Annotated in this window: 19 protein-coding genes; 14 read left to right on the forward strand and 5 right to left on the reverse strand. The window is 45.6% G+C overall.

Annotation, left to right across the window (positions count from 1 at the left end):
- Positions 1–4 precede the first annotated feature (4 nt).
- Together IEX60_RS12830 and IEX60_RS12835 are read left to right on the forward strand one after the other, a co-directional pair.
- Positions 5–1207: a beta-galactosidase gene (locus tag IEX60_RS12830; protein ID WP_188751258.1), complete on the forward strand. Its 1203-nt coding sequence runs from the start codon at positions 5–7 to the stop codon at positions 1205–1207.
- A gap of 66 nt (positions 1208–1273) precedes the next feature.
- On the forward strand, positions 1274–3103 hold the full coding sequence (locus IEX60_RS12835) for a glycoside hydrolase family 20 protein (protein ID WP_188751259.1): 1830 nt from the start codon (positions 1274–1276) through the stop codon (positions 3101–3103).
- A gap of 14 nt (positions 3104–3117) precedes the next feature.
- On the opposite strand, the gene IEX60_RS12840 is transcribed toward IEX60_RS12835, so the two are convergent.
- A complete protein-coding gene (locus IEX60_RS12840; protein WP_188751260.1) occupies positions 3118–3591 on the reverse strand; it encodes a ribonuclease H-like YkuK family protein in 474 nt (157 codons plus the stop codon).
- Between the two features lie 166 nt (positions 3592–3757).
- Entirely contained in the window at positions 3758–4402 is a 645-nt protein-coding gene (gene upp / locus IEX60_RS12845; protein WP_188751443.1) for a uracil phosphoribosyltransferase, read from the reverse strand.
- A 92-nt stretch (positions 4403–4494) separates the two neighbouring features.
- Between upp and uvrB the strand changes: the two genes are divergently transcribed.
- The 4 genes from uvrB to IEX60_RS12865 all read left to right on the forward strand — a co-directional run bounded on the left by uvrB (position 4495) and on the right by IEX60_RS12865 (position 9535).
- Positions 4495–6528 carry an excinuclease ABC subunit UvrB gene (gene uvrB, locus IEX60_RS12850; protein WP_188751261.1) on the forward strand — a complete coding sequence of 678 codons (2034 nt, stop codon included), beginning with the start codon at positions 4495–4497 and terminating at the stop codon, positions 6526–6528.
- Between the two features lie 246 nt (positions 6529–6774).
- The gene (locus IEX60_RS12855; RefSeq protein ID WP_188751445.1) at positions 6775–7380 is read left to right on the forward strand and encodes a DUF4254 domain-containing protein; all 606 of its coding nucleotides are present in this window, start codon (positions 6775–6777) and stop codon (positions 7378–7380) included.
- Positions 7380–8414 carry a glycosyltransferase family 9 protein gene (locus tag IEX60_RS12860; protein WP_229717552.1) on the forward strand — a complete coding sequence of 345 codons (1035 nt, stop codon included), beginning with the start codon at positions 7380–7382 and terminating at the stop codon, positions 8412–8414. The genes IEX60_RS12855 and IEX60_RS12860 overlap by 1 nt, the downstream gene beginning before the upstream one ends.
- Complete coding sequence (locus tag IEX60_RS12865; RefSeq protein WP_188751262.1) at positions 8411–9535, forward strand: glycosyltransferase family 4 protein; 1125 nt, start codon at positions 8411–8413, stop codon at positions 9533–9535. Before IEX60_RS12860 ends, IEX60_RS12865 begins: the two co-directional genes overlap by 4 nt.
- Before the next feature lie 30 nt (positions 9536–9565).
- Here the strand turns inward: IEX60_RS12865 and IEX60_RS12870 are convergent, their stop codons facing one another.
- Complete coding sequence (locus IEX60_RS12870; RefSeq protein WP_188751263.1) at positions 9566–10429, reverse strand: alpha-1,2-fucosyltransferase; 864 nt, start codon at positions 10427–10429, stop codon at positions 9566–9568.
- Between the two features lie 182 nt (positions 10430–10611).
- On the opposite strand from IEX60_RS12870, the gene IEX60_RS12875 reads away from it, so the two are divergent.
- The 7 genes from IEX60_RS12875 (at position 10612) to IEX60_RS12905 (ending at position 16882) form a co-directional block, all read left to right on the forward strand.
- Complete coding sequence (locus IEX60_RS12875; RefSeq protein WP_262892318.1) at positions 10612–11436, forward strand: glycosyltransferase; 825 nt, start codon at positions 10612–10614, stop codon at positions 11434–11436.
- Positions 11433–12191 (forward strand): glycosyltransferase domain-containing protein, encoded by a 759-nt coding sequence (locus IEX60_RS12880; RefSeq protein ID WP_188751265.1) that lies wholly within the window; start codon positions 11433–11435, stop codon positions 12189–12191. The genes IEX60_RS12875 and IEX60_RS12880 overlap by 4 nt, the downstream gene beginning before the upstream one ends.
- A 4-nt stretch (positions 12192–12195) precedes the next feature.
- On the forward strand, positions 12196–12924 hold the full coding sequence (locus tag IEX60_RS12885) for a glycosyltransferase (RefSeq protein WP_229717553.1): 729 nt from the start codon (positions 12196–12198) through the stop codon (positions 12922–12924).
- Positions 12921–13688, forward strand: coding sequence for a glycosyltransferase family 2 protein (locus IEX60_RS12890; protein ID WP_188751266.1), 768 nt, complete (start codon positions 12921–12923; stop codon positions 13686–13688). The genes IEX60_RS12885 and IEX60_RS12890 overlap by 4 nt, the downstream gene beginning before the upstream one ends.
- Positions 13689–13780: 92 nt before the next feature.
- Positions 13781–14707 (forward strand): glycosyltransferase family 2 protein, encoded by a 927-nt coding sequence (locus IEX60_RS12895; protein WP_188751267.1) that lies wholly within the window; start codon positions 13781–13783, stop codon positions 14705–14707.
- Positions 14671–15729, forward strand: a complete 1059-nt coding sequence (locus tag IEX60_RS12900) for a glycosyltransferase (RefSeq protein ID WP_188751268.1) — start codon at positions 14671–14673, stop codon at positions 15727–15729. Before IEX60_RS12895 ends, IEX60_RS12900 begins: the two co-directional genes overlap by 37 nt.
- A 28-nt stretch (positions 15730–15757) precedes the next feature.
- On the forward strand, positions 15758–16882 hold the full coding sequence (locus tag IEX60_RS12905; RefSeq protein ID WP_188751269.1) for a glycosyltransferase family 2 protein: 1125 nt from the start codon (positions 15758–15760) through the stop codon (positions 16880–16882).
- Here the strand turns inward: IEX60_RS12905 and IEX60_RS12910 are convergent.
- Positions 16879–17832: a glycosyltransferase family 10 domain-containing protein gene (locus IEX60_RS12910; RefSeq protein ID WP_188751270.1), complete on the reverse strand. Its 954-nt coding sequence runs from the start codon at positions 17830–17832 to the stop codon at positions 16879–16881. The genes IEX60_RS12905 and IEX60_RS12910 overlap by 4 nt on opposite strands.
- A gap of 12 nt (positions 17833–17844) precedes the next feature.
- Positions 17845–18648 (reverse strand): glycosyltransferase family 2 protein, encoded by an 804-nt coding sequence (locus tag IEX60_RS12915; RefSeq protein WP_188751271.1) that lies wholly within the window; start codon positions 18646–18648, stop codon positions 17845–17847.
- A 487-nt stretch (positions 18649–19135) separates the two neighbouring features.
- Here IEX60_RS12915 and IEX60_RS12920 point away from each other — a divergent pair, with 487 nt between their 5' ends.
- Positions 19136–19669: a hypothetical protein gene (locus IEX60_RS12920; RefSeq protein ID WP_188751272.1), complete on the forward strand. Its 534-nt coding sequence runs from the start codon at positions 19136–19138 to the stop codon at positions 19667–19669.
- The last annotated feature ends 8 nt before the right edge of the window (positions 19670–19677 follow it).

A 19677-nucleotide genomic window follows, 5' to 3' on the forward strand; every position in this document is an offset into this window, starting at 1 on the left:
TACAATGAAACATCTGTTTTTATTCATCAGTCTGATTGGATGTTCCACGCCATTGCTCGCACAGCAGAAAAGGAATACGGCGGAGCAAATTCCCATCCTTGCGTGGTATGGAGTATCATCCGAGGAAAGTACGGTGGAGCGTTATGAGGAGCTACGCCAATCGGGTATCACCCATAACTTTACGTTTTTCAATAGCGTGGATGAACTTGCCGCGGCTATGGAATCGGCTCAGAAGGTAGGGGTTAAGATGATCATCCACTGTCCGGAATTGGAGAAGGAGCCTGAAAAGATTGCTCGGCAATTCAAAGACCATCCGGCGTTGGCAGGTTATTTCCTGAGAGACGAACCGGGGCGTGCCGATTTCCCTGAATTGGGAAAATGGGCAAGACGTATCCAAGCGGTTGACAATGAACATTTCTGCTACCTCAACCTTTTTCCAAATTACGCGTCGAAAGAAGCCTTAGGCACGGAGACATATCGTGAACACGTACAACTGTTTATCAAAGAAGTGCCGCTTCAATTGTTATCGTTTGATCACTATCCCATCATCGTAGATACATCCGGTCATCGTACCATGCGTGAACAGTATTATGAAAATCTGGAGATCTTTTCAGACGAGGCCCGCAAAGCAGGAAAACCTTTTTGGGGATTTGCATTAACCGTTGCCCACGAACCTTACCCAATCCCCACGCCCGCAGAGATTCGGGTACAGGTATATAGCAATTTAGCGTATGGGGCTCAAGGGATTCAATATTTCACCTATTGGACACCAAAGCCAGGTACGTGGGATTTTCATCATGGCCCGATTGAATACGACACCAAAAAGCGGACGGAAATTTATGATTACATCACCCAGATGAATCATGAAATCAGCGCTTTATCCGACGTTTTTTTGAATGCCGAAGTGATTTCGGTATCACATACCGGAGCGAAAATTCCACAAGGCACCCATCGATTGGAAAAGCTACCTGATGTGATTACAAAATTTGAGACGGAAGGTGAAGGAGCTATTGTATCGGTCTTAAAAAAAGAAAATAAGTCTTATTTGGTTGTTGTAAACCGTGATTTTAAGCAAAACATGTCAGTGACCATAGCGGGCGATCAGCGGCTGAAGCGCGTGTTGAAAGATGGGCGTATCGTGAATGCTGACGCCTATATCAGTAAATTGCCAGTGGCACCGGGCGATATATTGGTGTACACGTGGTAGTGAACCTCGTTGTCAGTCCGAAGTAATATTCAGGATGGAATTTTAACTTATTTACAATAAAATACGATGATAACAAGAGGCACATTATTTCTTTTTATTCAGTTCATTCCGTTTATTCTATCTGCTAATCAGTTGCTGCAGTTAGCCAATCATGGCCGTTCTGCTTACCAAATAAGAATATCTTCAGACGCTTCTGCGTTAACAAAGCATGCCGCCGACGAATTCCAGCGTCTGTTTGAAATGCGGGCAGGTGTTTCTTTGCCGTTGGTTACAGGTACTTCGGCCAGCGACAAAGAGGTGGTTATCCGTGAGGGTTCCACAGGTTTGCTTGAAACAGAGCGTACACTTGGACAAGACGGCTTTGTAATTAAAGTGGAGAAGAACCGGCTTATTATTGACGGCGGTGGCGGCAAGGGCATATTGTACGGTGTATATTCATTTTTTGAAAAATATTTAGGATATCGTTGTTACGAACCACAGGTACTTACGTATCCGAAGCGAAGACGAATTGTGTTGCCAGCAACGCTTTACGATGTGCAGCAACCCCAAAACAGCTATCGCAATGTCTTCTATCATGTAGCAAAAGACCCATTTTATCGAGACTGGCATAAACTTGATCAAATGCAGCCCGATTGGGGGCTGTGGGTACATACCTTCAGCACATTTATACCGGCTGGGAAGTATTTTGCGACGCACCCCGAATATTTCGCTTTAGTTGACGGTAAAAGACGTGGGTTTCAGGATGACCCGCATCTGCAGGCCCAGCTGTGCTTGAGCAATCGGGAAGTGCGCCAGCTTATAGTTGAGAAATTAAGCAATTTTATACGTGAGAACCCATACGCCGAATATTGGTCGGTTAGCCAGAATGACACCTATGCGCATAGCGGGTACGAATGTACATGTGAGGAGTGTGCCAAAATTGATTCCATAACGGGTTCACCAAGTGGATCTCTTGTTACATTCGTGAATGATATTGCCAAACAATTTCCGAACCATGTGATATCAACGCTGGCTTATCGTTACAGCCGTCGCCCTCCGCAACATCTGAATCTTGATAGCAATGTGAATATCATGTTGTGCACGATTGAGTGCGACCGGCAGCGGCCGATTGCAACCGACAGCCTTAGCGCTGACTTTCGAAAGGACTTTGAAGGTTGGGGAAAATTGACCGATAATATCATAATGTGGGATTATGTCGTACAGTTTTCAAACCTATATGCGCCGTTCCCGAATTTACGCACATTGCAACCCAATATCCAATATTTCAACAGCCATGGTGTGCATGTTCATTTTCAGCAAGGTAATATTACCAGCGGAGGAGAATTCGCGGAACTGCGTCCTTATCTGATTGCCAAACTATTGTGGGATCCTGAAGTGGATATCTCAAGGGAAATGACTGACTTTCTGAACGGATATTACGGAAAGGCGGGACGTTATATCGATAAATACATTCAATCCATGCACAATTTATTGGATGAATCTAACATCAGACTCACCATATACGGTGCACCTGAAGATCATCTATCAGGTTTTTTAAGCACCGAAGCTTTGCAACATTATGGACAGCTGTTCGACCGGGCAGAGCGTAAGGTGGCATCTGATGCGGAACTGCTTGAACGGGTTAAAATCGCCCGCATGCCCTTAACTTATGCCTTATTGGAAATAGCAAAAAAAACCGGTGTGCCTGATGGGCCTCATTTTCTAAAAGTAGGCGATAGCCGCTGGAGGAAAGAATCGTTGGTTAGGCAATTGGAAGAGTTCTATTCCCTCTGTAACAAAAAACGAATCCCCTATTTAAAAGAGAACGCCGTTCCACCGCTATCGTACTACATGGATATGAAGGCATTTCTGATGGGAGATACCACATTGCCATCTGATTCCGTCGTTATCGAGTAATGAGCTCCTCCCGATTACTGCACCACCTTATTCGCACAGGCTGAGCTGGCAAATGCTTCGGGTTTAGCCTTGAACACGAACCCCATACTCAGAATGTAGCCCATAGCGTCGTGTAACGCCTGGTTAGATTTGAACATGGGGTTCGTGTTGATATCGGCATGTACTTCCAGATCAACCTCGTAGCGGTCCAATGTGTCGCAAAGTGAATAGGCAGTCTCAATGGAACGCTGTACTTCGGCCAGCATGCGCTCCTTGATGCTCATTTTAAGAGAGGTCCGGTCTTGATGGATATACATGAAACCTCCTTTCTTTTCACGGACAAACACAATAACGGTGGCAAATTCCGTAATTGCACCTTTCACCTGTGAGTCGGTTCCGATGCAGACTTTGAGTTTATTGCCCAACTGGTATTCGCGCGCAATGGTAGCAGATACTTCGTCGAGAATGGGTTGGCGGATGGGTTCGCCGCTGAATTTTTTCCAAGTCATAAAAGATGGGTTTTAATGGATACGGAAAAGAACGCAATTGATATACGATATAAAGTTACCAATTAAAGTGCCTTAACCCCAATAACTTAGTGTGAAGTTTTTATTAACATTCAATCGGTTTTGAACACCGTTGGCTGATAACCGTCATCTGAAAGCCGATAACCGACTATTCCTTCATCCCATAAGCGAGATCTCCCGCATCGCCCAATCCCGGAACGATATAGGCCTTGCTGGTTAGCTCGCTGTCTATGTTGCCCACCCAGAGTTGCGCTTGTGGTAAGAAGGCTTGTACGTGTGTGATGCCCTCTTCACTGGCGATCGCAGATACGACGATGAGCGACTTGATGGCAAAATCATCAAGTAGCTCTTTACAGGTAAGCACAACCGTCTTGCCTGTTGCTAACATCGGATCGATAAGAATCAGTGTTCGGTTATCCAGGTTGACGGTGCTTACGTATTCCTTGCGGATTTCGAATGTACCACTTTTTTTGGTTTTTCGGTAAGCACCAATGAAAGCACAATCCGCTTGGTCAAATACATTTAACATACCCTGATGCATAGGGATGCCGGCCCGAAGGACGGTGGCCAGTACGGGTTGTTCGGATAAGAGAGAGGTTTCAGCAATGCCCAGCGGGGTTTCGATCTCAGCAGGTACATAGGTCAGTGTTTTACTGATTTCGTAGGCGAAGATTTCGCCCAAACGTTCAAGGTTTCGGCGAAAGCGCATGCGGTCTTGTTGCAGATCCTTGTCACGGATTTCGGCAAGGAAATGATTGGCGGCGCTATTCTGTTTAGTCAGGACGTTGAGCATGTTCAAATATAACCAATTTACTTCTTATTTGTTACCTTTGTATTCTTGTCTTAAACAATCCAAGTCTATCTTGGTTTTATGGCTCAGTATAGATGAAATTCAAGCTCACTTCCGAATATACACCTACGGGTGACCAACCGGAGGCCATCCGTCAACTGGTCGAAGGGGTCAATGCCGGCGAAATGTACCAAACGCTGCTGGGGGTTACCGGCTCCGGCAAAACATTCACGATTGCGAATGTCATCCAGCAAACTCAGAAGCCAACATTGATTTTGAGCCATAACAAGACATTGGCAGCCCAACTTTATGGGGAGTTCAAGCAATTTTTTCCAGAGAACGCAGTTAATTACTTTGTTTCTTATTATGATTATTACCAACCGGAAGCGTATATAGCGTCAAGCAATACGTACATTGAAAAAGATTTGGCTATTAACGATGAAATTGAAAAGCTACGGTTACGTACCACTTCTGCTTTGATGTCGGGCCGGCGCGATGTGATCGTGGTTTCCTCTGTGTCGTGCATCTACGGTATGGGTAATCCCGAAGACTTCTCCCGTTCGGTATTTCGCTTCGGGGTTGGCACAGTCGTGAGCCGAAATGCCTTTCTGCATCGGCTGGTGGAGATTTTATATGCGCGTACCACCACCGATTTTAAGCGGGGCACATTCCGTGTCAAAGGGGATACCGTAGACGTTTTTCCCGCTTATATGGACGAAGCGTACCGAATTTCCTTTTTTGGGGATGAAGTCGATGAGCTGAGTGTCATTGATCCCATTTCGGGTAAGACGCTGGAAAAAATGGAAACCATGGCGTTGTATCCGGCAAACCTGTTTGTCACACCACGGGAAAAGTTTGTCAATTCGCTGTGGGCTATCGGAGAAGAGCTGGAGTTGCGGAAAGAACAATTGCTGATCGATGGGAAGCCGTTGGAGGCTAAACGGCTGGAGGAACGCGTTAATTACGATTTAGAGATGATGCGGGAACTGGGATATTGCAGTGGCATCGAGAATTATTCGCGTTTCTTTGACGGACGGCAACCGGGTATGCGCCCCTTCTGTTTGTTGGACTACTTCCCCGATGATTACCTGATGGTAATTGATGAAAGCCACGTAACCATTCCGCAGATCCGTGCGATGTATGGAGGCGATCGTTCCCGCAAGCTCTCGTTGGTTGAATTTGGTTTCCGTCTACCTGCCGCATTGGATAATCGGCCGCTCAATTTCCCCGAGTTTGAATCGTTGGTAACCCAGACCATCTATGTCAGTGCGACCCCCGGCGATTATGAACTACAGAAAACCGAAGGGGTGGTTGTTGAGCAAGTAATACGGCCTACAGGCTTGCTGGATCCACAGATTGAAATCCGTCCAGTGGTCAATCAAGTAGACGATTTGCTGGACGAGGTAGACCGTGTGACCAAAGAAGGAGGTAGGGTGTTAGTAACCACCTTGACCAAGCGGATGGCGGAGGAGCTGACCAAATACATGTCTAAATTAGGTATCCGTGTCCGATACATCCATTCGGAAGTCAAGACATTGGAACGTGTGGAAATTTTACGTGGACTCCGCCTGGGCGAGTTTGATGTGTTGGTAGGAATCAACTTGTTGCGTGAGGGGCTGGACCTGCCCGAGGTTACGTTGGTGGCTATCCTGGATGCCGATAAAGAGGGGTTCCTGCGGTCAGAACGTTCGCTCATTCAGACCATCGGCCGTGCTGCCCGCAACGACAAGGGCCGCGTAATTATGTATGCGGATACCATTACCGAAAGTATGCGGGTAACAATCGATGAAACCAATCGCCGTCGGGAAAAGCAGATCCGCTATAACGAAGAACACGGTATCACGCCACGAACTGTGGGTAAATCGCGCGAAGCTATATTGGAGCAGACCTCCGTAGCCGACTTTAAGGGCGGCGAAGCGAAAATCTATGTGGAACCCGAACCGACCAGTGCCGTAGCAGCAGACCCGCTGGTACAATATATGAGCAAGCCACAGATGCGGCAGGCGATAGAGAAGGTACGCAAAGATATGGAGAAAGCCGCCAAGGAAATGGACTTCCTTCAGGCTGCCAAACTCCGCGACGAAATGTTTTCATTGGAAAAAACCTATGCAGATTTATTCGGCAATTGACAGTCTGTCCATCCTGTTCCGTAGAAATATAACCACAGAAAAGCTGTTGTTTTCCACAACTGGCATCATTTTTATGCTTATGTTAAGGGAATATGAAAAACAAAATGCAATCTAATTGTTTATAAGTCAATAAGAACGGGTGAATGATTTGTTAAATAGACTGTATTTGTAGCATTTCGGAATCATTTTTCGTATAGTGTGAATAAGATGTTTTAGCTGTTATCTATTAATTCCGAACAATATATGATGATTAGTGAAAAGGCAAACCGTATATTCGAACAAGTAATTGAAAATTATCACATTTTTGATTCCATCGATTGTCCCTTCCATAACCCTTATCCCGATCACACCCTGGAGTATCTTTTGTATCGGAAATGTTGGATCGATACCATGCAGTGGCATATGGAAGACGAGGTTCGGGATCCGGATATCGAGCCGATTGTCGGCTTGGAGTGGAAACGACGGATTGATGAGTCAAATCAGTTACGTACGGACACTGTCGAATTTATTGATAATTATTTTCTTCGTTATTTCTCGCATGTGTCGCCACGCAGGGACGCACGGATCAATACGGAAAGCCCTGCGTGGGCGTTGGACCGTTTGTCTATCCTGTGTTTAAAGATTTACCACATGCGCCAGGAAACTCAAAAAATAGATGCATCTCCCCGCCATGTTGCATCGTGTATGGAGAAGCTCATGATATTGCTCCGCCAGCATGAAGATCTTTGTCGGAGTATTGACGAGTTGTTGGAAGATATCCGTACGGGCAGAAAGTACATGAAAGTATACAAACAGATGAAAATGTACAACGACGCATCCCTAAATCCAGTGCTCTATGCAGCGAGAAAGTGATGAAACGGGAAATGAATCCCACCCTGTTGGTCTTCCGGTTTTCTGCCATGGGCGATGTGGCCATGGCAGCGACCCTATTGCGTGAAGTGGCGGTCCAACAACCTGATCTTACCTTGGTAGTAGTAAGCCGGGAAGTATTTAAGCCTTTTTTTCTGAATATCCCTGGTCTCATCTTTCATCCATTTTATCCCCAAGGTATACACAAAGGGATACGCGGGATTTATCGACTCTTCAAAGAACTGCAGCAGTATACTCCCCGGGCGATAGCAGATTTGCACTATAGCCTTCGTAGTAGGTTGCTAGCTATACTGTTTCGGTTAAAAGGAATTCCGGTAAGCCAACTGGATAAGGGTAGAAAAGAAAAAAAGGCACTTACAAGACCGCACAATAAGATACGGAAACAACTGAAGCCCACGGTAGAGCGGTATGCGGATGTCTTTCGGAAGTTAGGCTATCCCATTACCCTGAGCCATACGTTGCGGCCGTTGCCGTTGTCTCTCCCTGAAGTAGCTGTGCCCTTATTTTCAGGCATCCAGTCCGTTAAGGTCGGTATCGCTCCTTTCGCACAGCATTTTCCCAAGGTCTACCCGCTTGAGCGTATGGAGGTAGTGATTGATTATCTTGACCGGCAGGGACATGCTGTTTTCATTTTCGGCGGCGGCACAGCGGAGCAACGCGTAGCTGACAACTGGCAGGAGCGGTTTAGAAACGTGCGCAGCCTGGTTGGCCGATTTACTTTACAGCAGGAGCTGGCTATCATTTCCCATTTGGATGTCATGCTCAGTATGGATTCAGCAAATATGCACATGGCATCGCTCATGGGCGTGCGCGTGCTGTCGATCTGGGGAGCTACACATCCGTATGCGGGGTTTTTGGGCTATGGACAGCAACTGGAAGATTGCATTCAGGTGGACCATCCTTCCCGGCCGAGTTCGATCTATGGCAACAAACCCTGCCTGTGTGACGGTGTAGACAGCATGGAGCTCATTGCACCTGAAATGGTTATTGATAAACTTCGGGAAATTGGATTATGAACATCGGTTACGAGGCCAAGCGTATATTTCATAACCGTACAGGATTGGGTAATTACGGGCGTGATCTTGTACGGATGCTGAGCAAATACCACCCTGAAAATACCTATTACCTGTATAATCCGAAACCCGCCGTGCACCGGCTATTTCAATCCGGAACCGCAACAGTGGTTGAGCGACTGCCGCGGTCGCAGTTCGACCGATTGTTTTATAATCTGTGGCGGCAACGTAATGTCATACACGATCTTCCGGACGATGGTATTCAACTGTTTCATGGCCTTTCGGGTGAACTGCCAATCGGACTCTCGACACGAGGTATCAAAAGTGTGGTCACCATCCATGACTTGATTTTTTTACGGTATCCCGAATTGTATTCCAAGATTGACCGGACCATTTATTTTCATAAGTTTAAGTATGCTGCCCATCACGCAGACCGGGTAATAGCTATCAGCGAACAGACCAAGCGTGATGTCGTCGACTTTCTGAAAGTTGACGCCAACAAAGTAACCGTGGTTTACCAGGGCTGTCATCCAGCATTCAAGCGGCAGTATTCAGTAATCGACAAACAGGCTATTCGTGACAAATACGGGCTGCCTCCCGATTTTATACTCAACGTGGGAACCATCGAAACCCGCAAAAATGCCCTGCTCATTGTCAAAGCCATTGAGCATCTGGATATACATTTGGTAATTGCTGGAAAAGCAACGCCATATGTAAAGGAACTTGTCGACTACATGGAGAAAAGACAGTTCACTTCTAAGGTGACGTTTATCCATGGAACCACCATCGATGAGTTGGCAGTGCTCTATCAATCCGCACTTCTTTTTGTTTACCCTTCTTTATTCGAAGGTTTTGGCATACCAATTATCGAAGCGTTGTACTCGGGGGTACCCGTTATCACTTCAAATACCGGATGTTTTCACGAAGCCGGAGGTCCCCATAGCTGTTATGTGTCTCCTGGGGATGCCGAGGAACTTTCGGATGCGCTTCGTACGGTGCTGACCGATTCCAAGCTGCGTCAACGAATGATCAGAGGCGGATTTACTTATAGCCAGCACTTTGATGATGACCGTATTGCGGACCAATTGATGCGGTTGTACCGAGGGTTAGTTCCGACCGATTAATGCGCTTGCTGATGGTGTTGGTTGCGATGGCTAGTAAGCAATAGGATGATTGACATTGTTGAAACGGTCGATCGACAAGATATAATTGAAATCCGAAAGGGTAAAGGTTTCTTCGTCTTTACTCCTAATGAATTTTAGGGGAACTTTCCCGATGAAGGATGCCCACTGGGAAAATGTGCTGGGCGGACCGATGAGGAAATCACAGCATGAAAGTGCATGCAATTCCATCATAGGATCATTTGTGGGTATTCGGATAACCGGATAATTCAGTAGTAAGGTTTCGGAAATAGGCTCGTTGGAGCAGAGCAGAAAGCTGACTTTTTTGTCCTGTGAAGATAGGATTGATTGAAGTTGGTCCATATAATGAGCATATACATCGTCGCTATAATAGTAGATTCCATTCTTATAGTTTTTGTAGTCGCCACGTCTTATATGCACGCCAATTAGTACCGTATCTTCGCTCAAAGGCAAGGCGCTGTTTACCATTGTTTTGACATGAATGGTTGGCTCGAATAAGGTTTGGATCGCTTCGTGATGTTTTGCGAGGTAGGATGGCGCGTACCGATCTTTCCAGCCCCTTACAAAAAGGAGCCGGGTCCTGTTGCGGGATACATCCAGAAAAGAGAATTCTTTGCGCCCGAAAACTGCTGTCTTACCGATTCCTTTTGTGATCAGGTAAAGTGCCTTTAGCCATCCTTTGGGATAAACATCTTTACAAGACAGCGAGAATTTTATCAATTTGTGTTGGGCCAAATTCGGAAACAAGGATAGATACTTCTCCGAAAAAAATAGTACCAACATCTTTTCATTGTTCTCCAATGCAAAAGCAATGGACGGTAGAAAAGCAAACAGGCGATTACAAAGTTGATTTTTCTGTTCGTTGAAAATGATCATTATTGGATTGGTGGTTCCATTGATTTACAATTAGTCGGACCAAAAATAGCAAAATAACCAAAATCTCAAACAAACGTTGATAATATCACCGGATCGGCTGATTCGCGCTTTTGTCTTTGTTCAATTTCGCTATCTTTGCGCAAATGGAGCAACCCAATTGGATGGCCAACGTTTATGTATGTATGTCTGTTAAAACCAGTTTAATCATATCAGTATATAAAAATACGTTGTTCTTGAATGCAGTGCTTGCCAGTCTTCGCTATCAAACACGGAAGCCGGATGAGGTAATTGTTTCAGAAGATGGCGATAGCCGGGAAATGCAGGAATTCCTCGCAGGGTATGAAAGTGATCTGACGCTGATCCACCTTACCCAGAAAGACAGGGGATGGCGGAAAAATGAGGCCTTAAACCGGGCAATTGTTGCCGCTTCCGGCGATTACCTGATTTTTATCGATGGCGACTGTGTGCTCCATACGCATTTTATTGAAAATCATGTACGTTTAGCCTGTCAGAAAGATATCCTTGCCGGTAAACGTGTCAAGCTCGGCCCGCTTTTCAGCAGCGAGCTGCAAAAAACACCGGTGCCGTGTTTTCAGCGGAGCATATTGGGGCGTATCCGGCAATTACGGAAAGATGGGGCGCAGTTTGTGGAAGAAGCCCTGTATATACCGCTTAATCCGCTTTCAAACGCTATTGTCCGTATGCTCGGCATTAGTTCGATAAAAGGGTGTAATTTTTCCTGTTATAAGGAGGCTATGTTGGCCATCAATGGATTTGACGAAGACTATACCCGGCCCGCGGTTGGTGAAGACATCGATTTGATATGGCGTTTCAAGGGAATGGGCTATCGGATTGTATCAGTCAAGCACTTTGCGGTACAGTACCATTTGTATCATGTGGAAAGCTGGAGTTCGCAGGAAGAAAATATGACATTGCTCCGCCAAAAGCAAGCCTCACGGCAGTACCGGTGTCTAAACGGAATTGAAAAGCTGTCACTTGTTGGATGAGCCAAAAAGTTATATACACAGCCATATTTGGAAACTATGAGGGATTATTGCCCCAAAAGGAAATAGCCGGATGGGATTTCGTATGTTTCACCGATAATCCGTCCCTGAAGGCTTCACCCTGGCAAATCCGGCTGATTGAACCACCGGTTCCAGGAGATTACACGCGGAGCAACCGGTTCATAAAAATTAATCCTCATTTATTTTTTCCCGATTATGAGATCAGTATCTTTATAGACGGTAATATGCTTGTTATCGGCAATCCGGACAGATTGGTTGAGACGGTATTGGCTGATTACGCAATGGCTTGTTTTGACCACGAGCAGGCTAAACGTGACCCGCGCAATTGCATTTATAGCGAGTATAACTTTTTAAAACAGCTGGCAGAGCACCAAGGAATTTATAAAGATGATCCACAGGTAATGAAGCAACATATTGAATTTTTACGTGCCCACCAATATCCGGAACGTATGGGATTGATAGTCGGTACGGTCTTGGTTCGCAGGCATCATGATCCACAGCTCATCCGGGTAATGGAAGATTGGTGGTACATGGTCAAAAGCTATAGCAAACGGGATCAATTAAGCTTCAATTATGTTGCGTGGAAACATGGATTTACGTATCGGATAATTCCGGGGGATATCCGCAGAGGAAATGGTTATTTTTATATGTTAGGAAAACATCGGAAAGACTGGACCGCCAAATTATGGAAATTTCGGTGGAAGGAACGGTTGGGACTGGTTAAAATTCATAAATAGGCAAATGGAATTCCCGGCTATCAGAGCAATTGTTGTTACTCCAGTCAAAGATGCCATCGAAAACACACTGGAAACCATACGGGCAGTCCACGCAAGTAAAACGACGGTCAAACACATCGTTTATAACGACTTCAGCCTTGCAGAAACGAAAGAAGTACTTGAGCAGCAAAAGCGGTCATTCGGCTATCGGTTAATTCATCTTGAAGACCTGACCAGTCACCCTTCACCCAATTACAGGCGTGTCCTCCAGGATGCACAGCAGCAGGCGTTGAAGGAAAGTCTCCCCTTAATTATCGTAGAGTCTGATGTCATTGTCAAGCCGGATACGTTTGAGCGGTTGCTTGAATTTTATAAGCAGCATACGAATGCAGGCCTTATTGGTGCGGTTACGGTCGATGAAAAGGGAACGGTCAATTTTCCCTACCTGCGTTTTAAAGACCAATCCATTGAATCCGGTAGTATTGAGACAAAAAAGAGCTTGAGTTTCTGTTGTACATTGATCTCGCTCGAGTTTCTCCAACAGTATGATTTTGTTCATCTCAATGAATCAAAAGATTGGTTTGATACCTTTATTTCCTACCAGGCAACGGATATGGGGTTTAAAAACTACCTGCTGTACGATGTTCCCGTTTGGCATAGGCCACATGGCAGCCGGCCCTGGAAACAACTGAAGTATACCAACCCGTTAAAATATTATCTACTTAAGTTTCTGAAAAGAAGGGACAAGATATGAACCCGTTGGTATCCATCGTCATTCCATTTTACAACATGGAAGGGTTTTTGGCTCAGACTATTGATTGGGCACTGGAATCTACATATCGGCCCATGGAAATCATTTTGGTTGACGATGGATCCACAGACGGCGGTGCCGCGATTGCCAAAGATTACGCTAGGCGTTTGGATCATATTTCCTTTTTGCAACAAGAAAACCAGGGTGTATCCGTAGCACGGAATTATGGTATCAGCGAAGCAAAAGGTACCTACATCTTGCCGTTGGACGGCGATGACCGGATCTGTCCGGGATTCATCGCCGAAGCGGTCCATGTATTGGAAGCCCATCCCCAGGTAAAGGTTGTAACTGCAGAAGGTGAATTTTTTGGCGACAAGAGCGGCCGCCGCAAGCTGCCGGAGTTTGATATCCGCTTGTTGGCGCGGAAAAATATTCTCCATGTCAGCGCGCTCTACCGGAAGTCGGATTGGAAGCAAGCAGGAGGCTACTGCCCGGAAATGAAAGGGCGAGAAGACTGGGATTTTTGGATCTCGATGCTTAAAAACGGTGGGGAAGTGGTCCGGTTGCCGATGATCGGTTACCAATACCGCATCCGGCCCAATTCCAAACGGATACGGACCCGGAAGTTGAAAAAACAGATAAACGATTTGCTCAATGCCCGGCATACTGAATTTTTTAGGCATGTATTGGGTGGTCCGTTACGCATCCACCGTACCTGGTCTAAGCCATACAATAAACTGTTGGCTTTTCTCGGACTGTTGAAATAAGGGTAACCCGTGTATCGAAAACAATTTTTTGCTCGTTTAGTTAATTACCGGCAACGGTATGCAAGAAATGAGTGTAACCTTTAAAAGAAGATATGCCTACGGTTTCTGTGATTATCCCAAACTATAATCATGCAAAGTACTTGCGGAGGCGTATTGATAGTGTGCTTGCACAAACTTTCCAAGATTTTGAGATCATTCTGTTGGATGACTGTTCGACGGATGGTAGTCAGGATATCATTGAATCCTATCGTGGAAATACCAGTGTATCACATATTGTATATAATGAGGAGAATAGCGGGAGTCCATTTAAGCAATGGGAAAAAGGAATCGTGCTTGCGAAAGGGAAATATATTTGGATTGCAGAAAGCGATGATTGGTGCGAGTGTAACCTCTTAGCATCGTTATTGCCGCCTTTGGAAGCAGATAGTCGTTGCGTAATCAGTTATTGCCAGTGTTATATGGTAGACGACGAAGGTCGCATCAAATCTCAGTCGCACTATCCCAGACTTCAGGAATCCCTGCGGGGAGACCGGTTTGTGCGGGAACACATGGTAAAGGGTAATGCTATCTGGAATGCGAGTATGGCCATTTGGCGGAGAGAGTTATATGCTGGCCTAAAAAAGGATTTTTTGGACTACCGGTTTTGTGGCGATTGGTTGTTTTGGATCCGGTTGGCGTTGACAGGCACGGTAAATATCGATGGAAGAGCGCTGAATTATTTTCGCAAACACGATGGTGATGTGAGCGGACCGGCATACAGCTCGGGCTATAATTTTGTCGAAGAACTACACCTGCTTAGCACAGTTTACAAAGAAGGAATCATTGGGGATGTAGAATATAAAGTCGGTTATAAAGCTAAATTTAGAGATTTTTGGAGAAGACGGCAAAGGTTTGATACGCAAGTTCAAAACACAATTATGTCGTATTTTCGTAAACCTGCTTCGAAAAAAACAAGTTATGTCAAAGTGCTGGGAAGTGCGATATGGGACAATTGGAAACATCCTTCCCGGAAACATTGAACGCAATTGTCATTCGGATCTCAAACATGGACTATAGTATCATTATATGCTCTTTCAATCCCGATGATCGCTTGCTGCTTCGGTGCTTGGAAGCTGTACGGCTATTGGACAAGCGTGGAATTGGCGTCGAAACGATTGTCGTTGACAACAACAGCGTTCCTCCATTAGCGGAACGTCCATATGTGCGGCATTTCTTAAACAATAGCCCTGATACCCGCCTTGTCCCGGCCAAGGAACAGGGGCTAGTGAATGCCCGGATCGCCGGCATAGGGGCTGCTCAGGGGCAATGGGCATTGTTTCTTGATGATGACAATGAAGTTGAACCAACTTACTTACAGGAACTGCGTGAGCTTCGCAGAAGGCATCCATCCGTGGGGGCTTGGGGTCCCGGCCATGTGGAGGTTGAATTCACAGATGGGATAGCAAATGGTCTGGAGGGGCTTGCTTATCATATTTTTCAGGGAAAGGAGATCAGATTCACAGAATTTGCGTCCATCCGAAATTGGCAACCGTGTTATCCATTTGGAACAGGTCTAGCCATGTGCATGGATATTCTCAAACCATATGTTTCGTGGGTAAAAGGAGGTGAACTGTCGGCGACTGGTAGGAAGGGGGCAACATTGGCCAGTGGAGAAGACATCCAAATGGTCATGTTATGTGTACGGGAAGGTTTCGCTGCGGGGCAATCGCCCCGTCTCGGAGTTGCGCATCTTATCCCGGCAAAGCGAGCCAATTTGCAGTATATGGGGCGGTTGGCGTTCGGTAGTAATCTGGACTTTCATGCAGCTATTGCCGAACTGATTCCGGAATACCGGGAAGAATGGGCTCCCCAACCGCAGACAGCCTTTAAATTTGGATTTAAAGTTATCAAACGGTATGGTTCCTGGTTATGGAATGCCACTCCCGCGAAAAAGATCAAGTTGGCAACTTATATCGGAAGCATGACCAGTTTATATGGTATTCACCGAAAACAATTACCCAAATGCGTGAACTTTGTTATAGATCGATTGAAATTGCGTTGATTGAGTAAAAGTAGGATAGGTTGTGATAATGCAAAGCAAAAAAAATATTGATATTGTTATCCCCTCGTATCGGTTAGAGGAGAAGTATATCATCCCCCTGATTGACCTGCCAAAACCGGAAGGTTGGTCGTTTAATTATTTTATCGTTGTAGATAATCCTGCCGTAAAGATCTCACCGCAAATCGAGTCATATGCCGCAACCGGTTTGGTTACCTTATTGATAAATCCCTATAACCTTGGTGCTTCTTTGAGCCGGAACAGGGGGATGGAAGCAGGTACAGGTCAATGGGTGTTATTTTTGGACGATGACATCCGAGCAGAAAATGAGCTTTTGTTTCACTATGTGAATGCGATAGAACGATATCCGGAAGAAATTGGTTTCATCGGTTTGGTTAAGCTGCCACCTCCGCCCACGGCCTTTGCAAAAGCACTGCTGATGAATGGATCGATGATGATTTTCGGTATCGCGGAAAAAACCCCGTCATTTTCGTGGGGAGCTACGGCTAACATGATGGTGAAGCGCAGTGCCGTGGGCGACATCAGGTTTTCGGAAAAATACCCGAAATTCGGGGGCGGGGAGGACGTGGATTTCTTTTTGAGCGTGCGTGATAAAAACCAATGCGGGGACTACAGGACATTGAAGGAAGCGGTGGTTTGCCACCCGTGGTGGAAAGAAGGTAAACCGGACTTTGTGCGTCATTTCCGATATGGCGAAGGGAACAGCTACCTGGCAGCGTTTAATCCCCAATATGCGTACTATGATTTTCCTAATACTCCGGAGACTTTATTTTTAATGGTTGTAGTGCTGCCCGTGGCTGCTATTGCTTCTTCTTCGGGGTTAGTTGTATGGATAACCGTGTTCGGTTGGGTTGTGGTTGCTGAGGCAATTGCAACATGGATACAGCTTGCTAAACGGCATGCATCTGTGACGGTTCCGATACTTTACTATGTCCTGCGGTTGAAATTTGCGTACTCCACCGGTATGCTTATGGCAAACCTTCGCAGAGGGCGCTTAAAAGGTATTGGCGAGCGATTCGAGTTCAAAGGGCAGCATCACAGAAATGGTTTTTTTCAGTTCAATACCTATAAGATCGTGAAATGGGTGTTGTACATTTTTGTGTTATTGCTTTTAGGTTACTTGTGTTTGCGTTAACCGTTAACCAGATTAACCAGTTTTTCACGCAAGAGATTTATTCGTTCCCAGATATGTGCGGCAGCCGCAGGTTTGAACTTTGGCTGTCTTAAAAATGCCCGGTACTTTTCCGGGTCCCGATGGAGTTCTTCCACCCGCCGGACAAGCTGGTTGAGGGAATGTTTCCCTTGATAGAAAAGCACGGCGTCGGGATTTACGATATCCGGTTCCGGCTCGTTACCACTGCCCCAATAGATGGGGACTGTACTGGCCCGGAAACATTGGAAGAGCTTCTCCGTCACGTATCCGGGGTAATCCGTGTTTTCCGGGCAGATATTAAAATTGAAAGCCCGGAGCATTTCTGTTTTGTCGTCGTTATACCGGGTTCGCAACACATCGGAATTGTTTAGCAATCGGCCTGCACTGGTTACCTGTTCGATGCGGCCCAATGCGTGGAAGAGTCCGGTCCGAATGCCGTTTTTATCATGGCTTGATACCAGCGAACAGAAGCCGCGTTCCGGTGGAGGGGGGAGCGAGAAGTTATCTAATACATATTGGATTTCCTGCTGTGTCTGCGTAATACCGAAAAAATAAAATATCCAAATGGGAAAACGGACGTATTTGGGATGATTTATATCATCGAACCCAAGCGATATATCAACATCATTCAGGCAGTGGTCACGGTATTCGTGGAATCTTCTTACATTCTCGCCCGTATAAAATACTTTTATGCGGCTCCTGCTTTCCTTGATGGCGTTCCTGGGACCGAATACGGAGCTCAACAAAACACCGTTATCCTTAGACAGCCTGGAGCCTACATGCTGCAGAATGAATTGATACAGCCATATTTCCTCGCGTGGCTGGGACGTCCAGAAATTAAGTAATTCGATGTGATTTTCGTCGGGTAGGTAGGTGTAATTAGCAGGCTCTCGATACCATCCAATTTTTTGGAGAAGACGCTTGACATGCATGGTCGTTGAAAATCATTGTGGTTGGTTCAGGGTTGAATTATAGCCATTGGTACATTGTTTGGTACCCGAGGAGAGCACCCGTTCGTATACCGCTTTGTTGGCCGATTCGTTTGCGCGGGAGTTGTGCGGGTGGTCGATGTGGAAGCAGACTGCAGCCCATTTCAGGTGACGTTTTCGGATACCGTTGTTCACGAACCGAGCAGCAAGTTCGATGTCTTCATGACCCCACCCAGTCAAGTCATTATTGTAGCCGTTGACCAAGACAAAATCCGATTTCCAGTAGGCCATATTGCAACCCTTGACGTCAGCCGGATTGTATGGGTCCGTTCGAATAAAGGACGAAAGAGCGGGGATGTGCAGGGCGTTTAAGCGGTGCTTAACTCCTTTTGAAAAAGGGCCGAAGTGTGTCCGCCGCACTTGTAGGGCATGCCGCGTTGTGGAACTGTCGAGCATGGCACGGCTTCCCCGGATAAATTGTCCCTGTTTCGCCACGCTTAAGTGATCACGCACAAACTCGGGATGGACGATGATGTCTCCATCTATTTGTATGAGGTACGCACCCTTTGCCTCCTTAACTGCTGTGTTCAGGATAATCGTCTTGCGGAAACCCTCGTCTGAATGCCACACATGTTTGATGGGTTTGGGTGAGTCGTTCTGATACCGTTGAATGAGCGCCCGGGTTTCGTCCCCCGAGCCATCATCCGCAATGATAATTTCATCGGGAAGCTGGTGTTGGTCCAGTACGCTTTTTAAACACAAATCAAGCGCTTCCGGCCAATTGTAAGTCGATATGATAAGTGACGAACTGATGTGCATATTGCGCTTAAACTTCGAATCTTGTAAACGATCTCATGGCGTATTCCTGCAAAAATAACGAATTTTTGGTAAGAATTGTTAGCTCGTACCTGTATCTTCCTTAGCATCGTTGCGATCTTTACGAAGGGTTAGTTATCTTTGACTGCACTTGTCGCTTGTTTTTACGGTTGAGTAGCAATTGCTGACACCGGGACGTTATACAACTGTAATGGGTAAAACAACAAAAAAAATAAAACACTTTATACGCTATCATATACAATACTATTATATCCACGCTTTTAATAAGCTGGTAGGTATGCAACGGAAAAATCCCTTAACTATTCCGGTTATTATTATAAACTTTAATCAACTCACCAATCTGAAGAATTTGGTAACATTTCTTCAGGATAGAAAACTGAAAAACATTGTTATCATAGATAACAACTCAAGTTACCCTCCCCTTTTAGATTATTATGAAACGATAAAGAGAACCGTTACGGTAGAAATCATGCCGGAAAATTATGGCCATATGGTTTTTTTCGAGCATGAACAGCTACAGCAAAAATATGGACAGGGATATTATGTGATCACTGATCCGGATATTTTACCCAATCCGAAGCTTCCTTCCAATTTTATGGAAGTTATGTTAAAGAAAATGGATAAATACCACTTCGGAATACAAAAAGTAGGATTTGCCCTGGAAATTGATACCATTCCGGACTATTTTCCGCTAAAAGAAAAAGTATTAAACTGGGAACGGCAGTATTGGACAGACGAATTGGAAAAGGACGTATTCCATGCAGACATTGATACGACCTTTGCGCTCTACAAGCCAAAGTATCCATCAAAATTTAACGCAAAAATGAGGCGGTTTTATGAAGCCATCCGGCTTGGTGGAAACTTCACCAGTAAACACATGGGTTGGTATCTTGATCCGAAAAACCTTTCGGAAGAACAGCGTTATTACATGCAAACATCCTCGGAATCCGCCTCGTGGAAATTTGACGAGGATGGTAATCTGGATAGCCCATCTACCTATTAATGATAACC

Origin of the sequence: Parapedobacter defluvii, from assembly GCF_014642075.1 — a bacterium.
Classification (GTDB): Bacteria; Bacteroidota; Bacteroidia; order Sphingobacteriales; family Sphingobacteriaceae; genus Parapedobacter; species Parapedobacter defluvii.

Coding starts and splice junctions, on each gene's coding strand:
- upp (WP_188751443.1), bottom strand. CDS start 4,402: ATGCTCAACGTCCTGACTAAACAGAATAGCGCCGCCAATCATTTCCTT.
- IEX60_RS12915 (WP_188751271.1), bottom strand. CDS start 18,648: ATGCACATCAGTTCGTCACTTATCATATCGACTTACAATTGGCCGGAA.
- IEX60_RS12875 (WP_262892318.1), top strand. CDS start 10,612: ATGTCTGTTAAAACCAGTTTAATCATATCAGTATATAAAAATACGTTG.
- IEX60_RS12865 (WP_188751262.1), top strand. CDS start 8,411: ATGAACATCGGTTACGAGGCCAAGCGTATATTTCATAACCGTACAGGA.
- IEX60_RS12895 (WP_188751267.1), top strand. CDS start 13,781: ATGCCTACGGTTTCTGTGATTATCCCAAACTATAATCATGCAAAGTAC.
- IEX60_RS12835 (WP_188751259.1), top strand. CDS start 1,274: ATGATAACAAGAGGCACATTATTTCTTTTTATTCAGTTCATTCCGTTT.
- IEX60_RS12900 (WP_188751268.1), top strand. CDS start 14,671: ATGGGACAATTGGAAACATCCTTCCCGGAAACATTGAACGCAATTGTC.
- IEX60_RS12855 (WP_188751445.1), top strand. CDS start 6,775: ATGATTAGTGAAAAGGCAAACCGTATATTCGAACAAGTAATTGAAAAT.
- IEX60_RS12905 (WP_188751269.1), top strand. CDS start 15,758: ATGCAAAGCAAAAAAAATATTGATATTGTTATCCCCTCGTATCGGTTA.
- IEX60_RS12870 (WP_188751263.1), bottom strand. CDS start 10,429: ATGATCATTTTCAACGAACAGAAAAATCAACTTTGTAATCGCCTGTTT.
- IEX60_RS12910 (WP_188751270.1), bottom strand. CDS start 17,832: ATGCATGTCAAGCGTCTTCTCCAAAAAATTGGATGGTATCGAGAGCCT.
- IEX60_RS12920 (WP_188751272.1), top strand. CDS start 19,136: ATGCCGGAAAATTATGGCCATATGGTTTTTTTCGAGCATGAACAGCTA.
- IEX60_RS12885 (WP_229717553.1), top strand. CDS start 12,196: ATGGAATTCCCGGCTATCAGAGCAATTGTTGTTACTCCAGTCAAAGAT.
- IEX60_RS12890 (WP_188751266.1), top strand. CDS start 12,921: ATGAACCCGTTGGTATCCATCGTCATTCCATTTTACAACATGGAAGGG.
- IEX60_RS12860 (WP_229717552.1), top strand. CDS start 7,380: ATGAAACGGGAAATGAATCCCACCCTGTTGGTCTTCCGGTTTTCTGCC.
- IEX60_RS12830 (WP_188751258.1), top strand. CDS start 5: ATGAAACATCTGTTTTTATTCATCAGTCTGATTGGATGTTCCACGCCA.
- IEX60_RS12840 (WP_188751260.1), bottom strand. CDS start 3,591: ATGACTTGGAAAAAATTCAGCGGCGAACCCATCCGCCAACCCATTCTC.
- uvrB (WP_188751261.1), top strand. CDS start 4,495: ATGAAATTCAAGCTCACTTCCGAATATACACCTACGGGTGACCAACCG.
- IEX60_RS12880 (WP_188751265.1), top strand. CDS start 11,433: ATGAGCCAAAAAGTTATATACACAGCCATATTTGGAAACTATGAGGGA.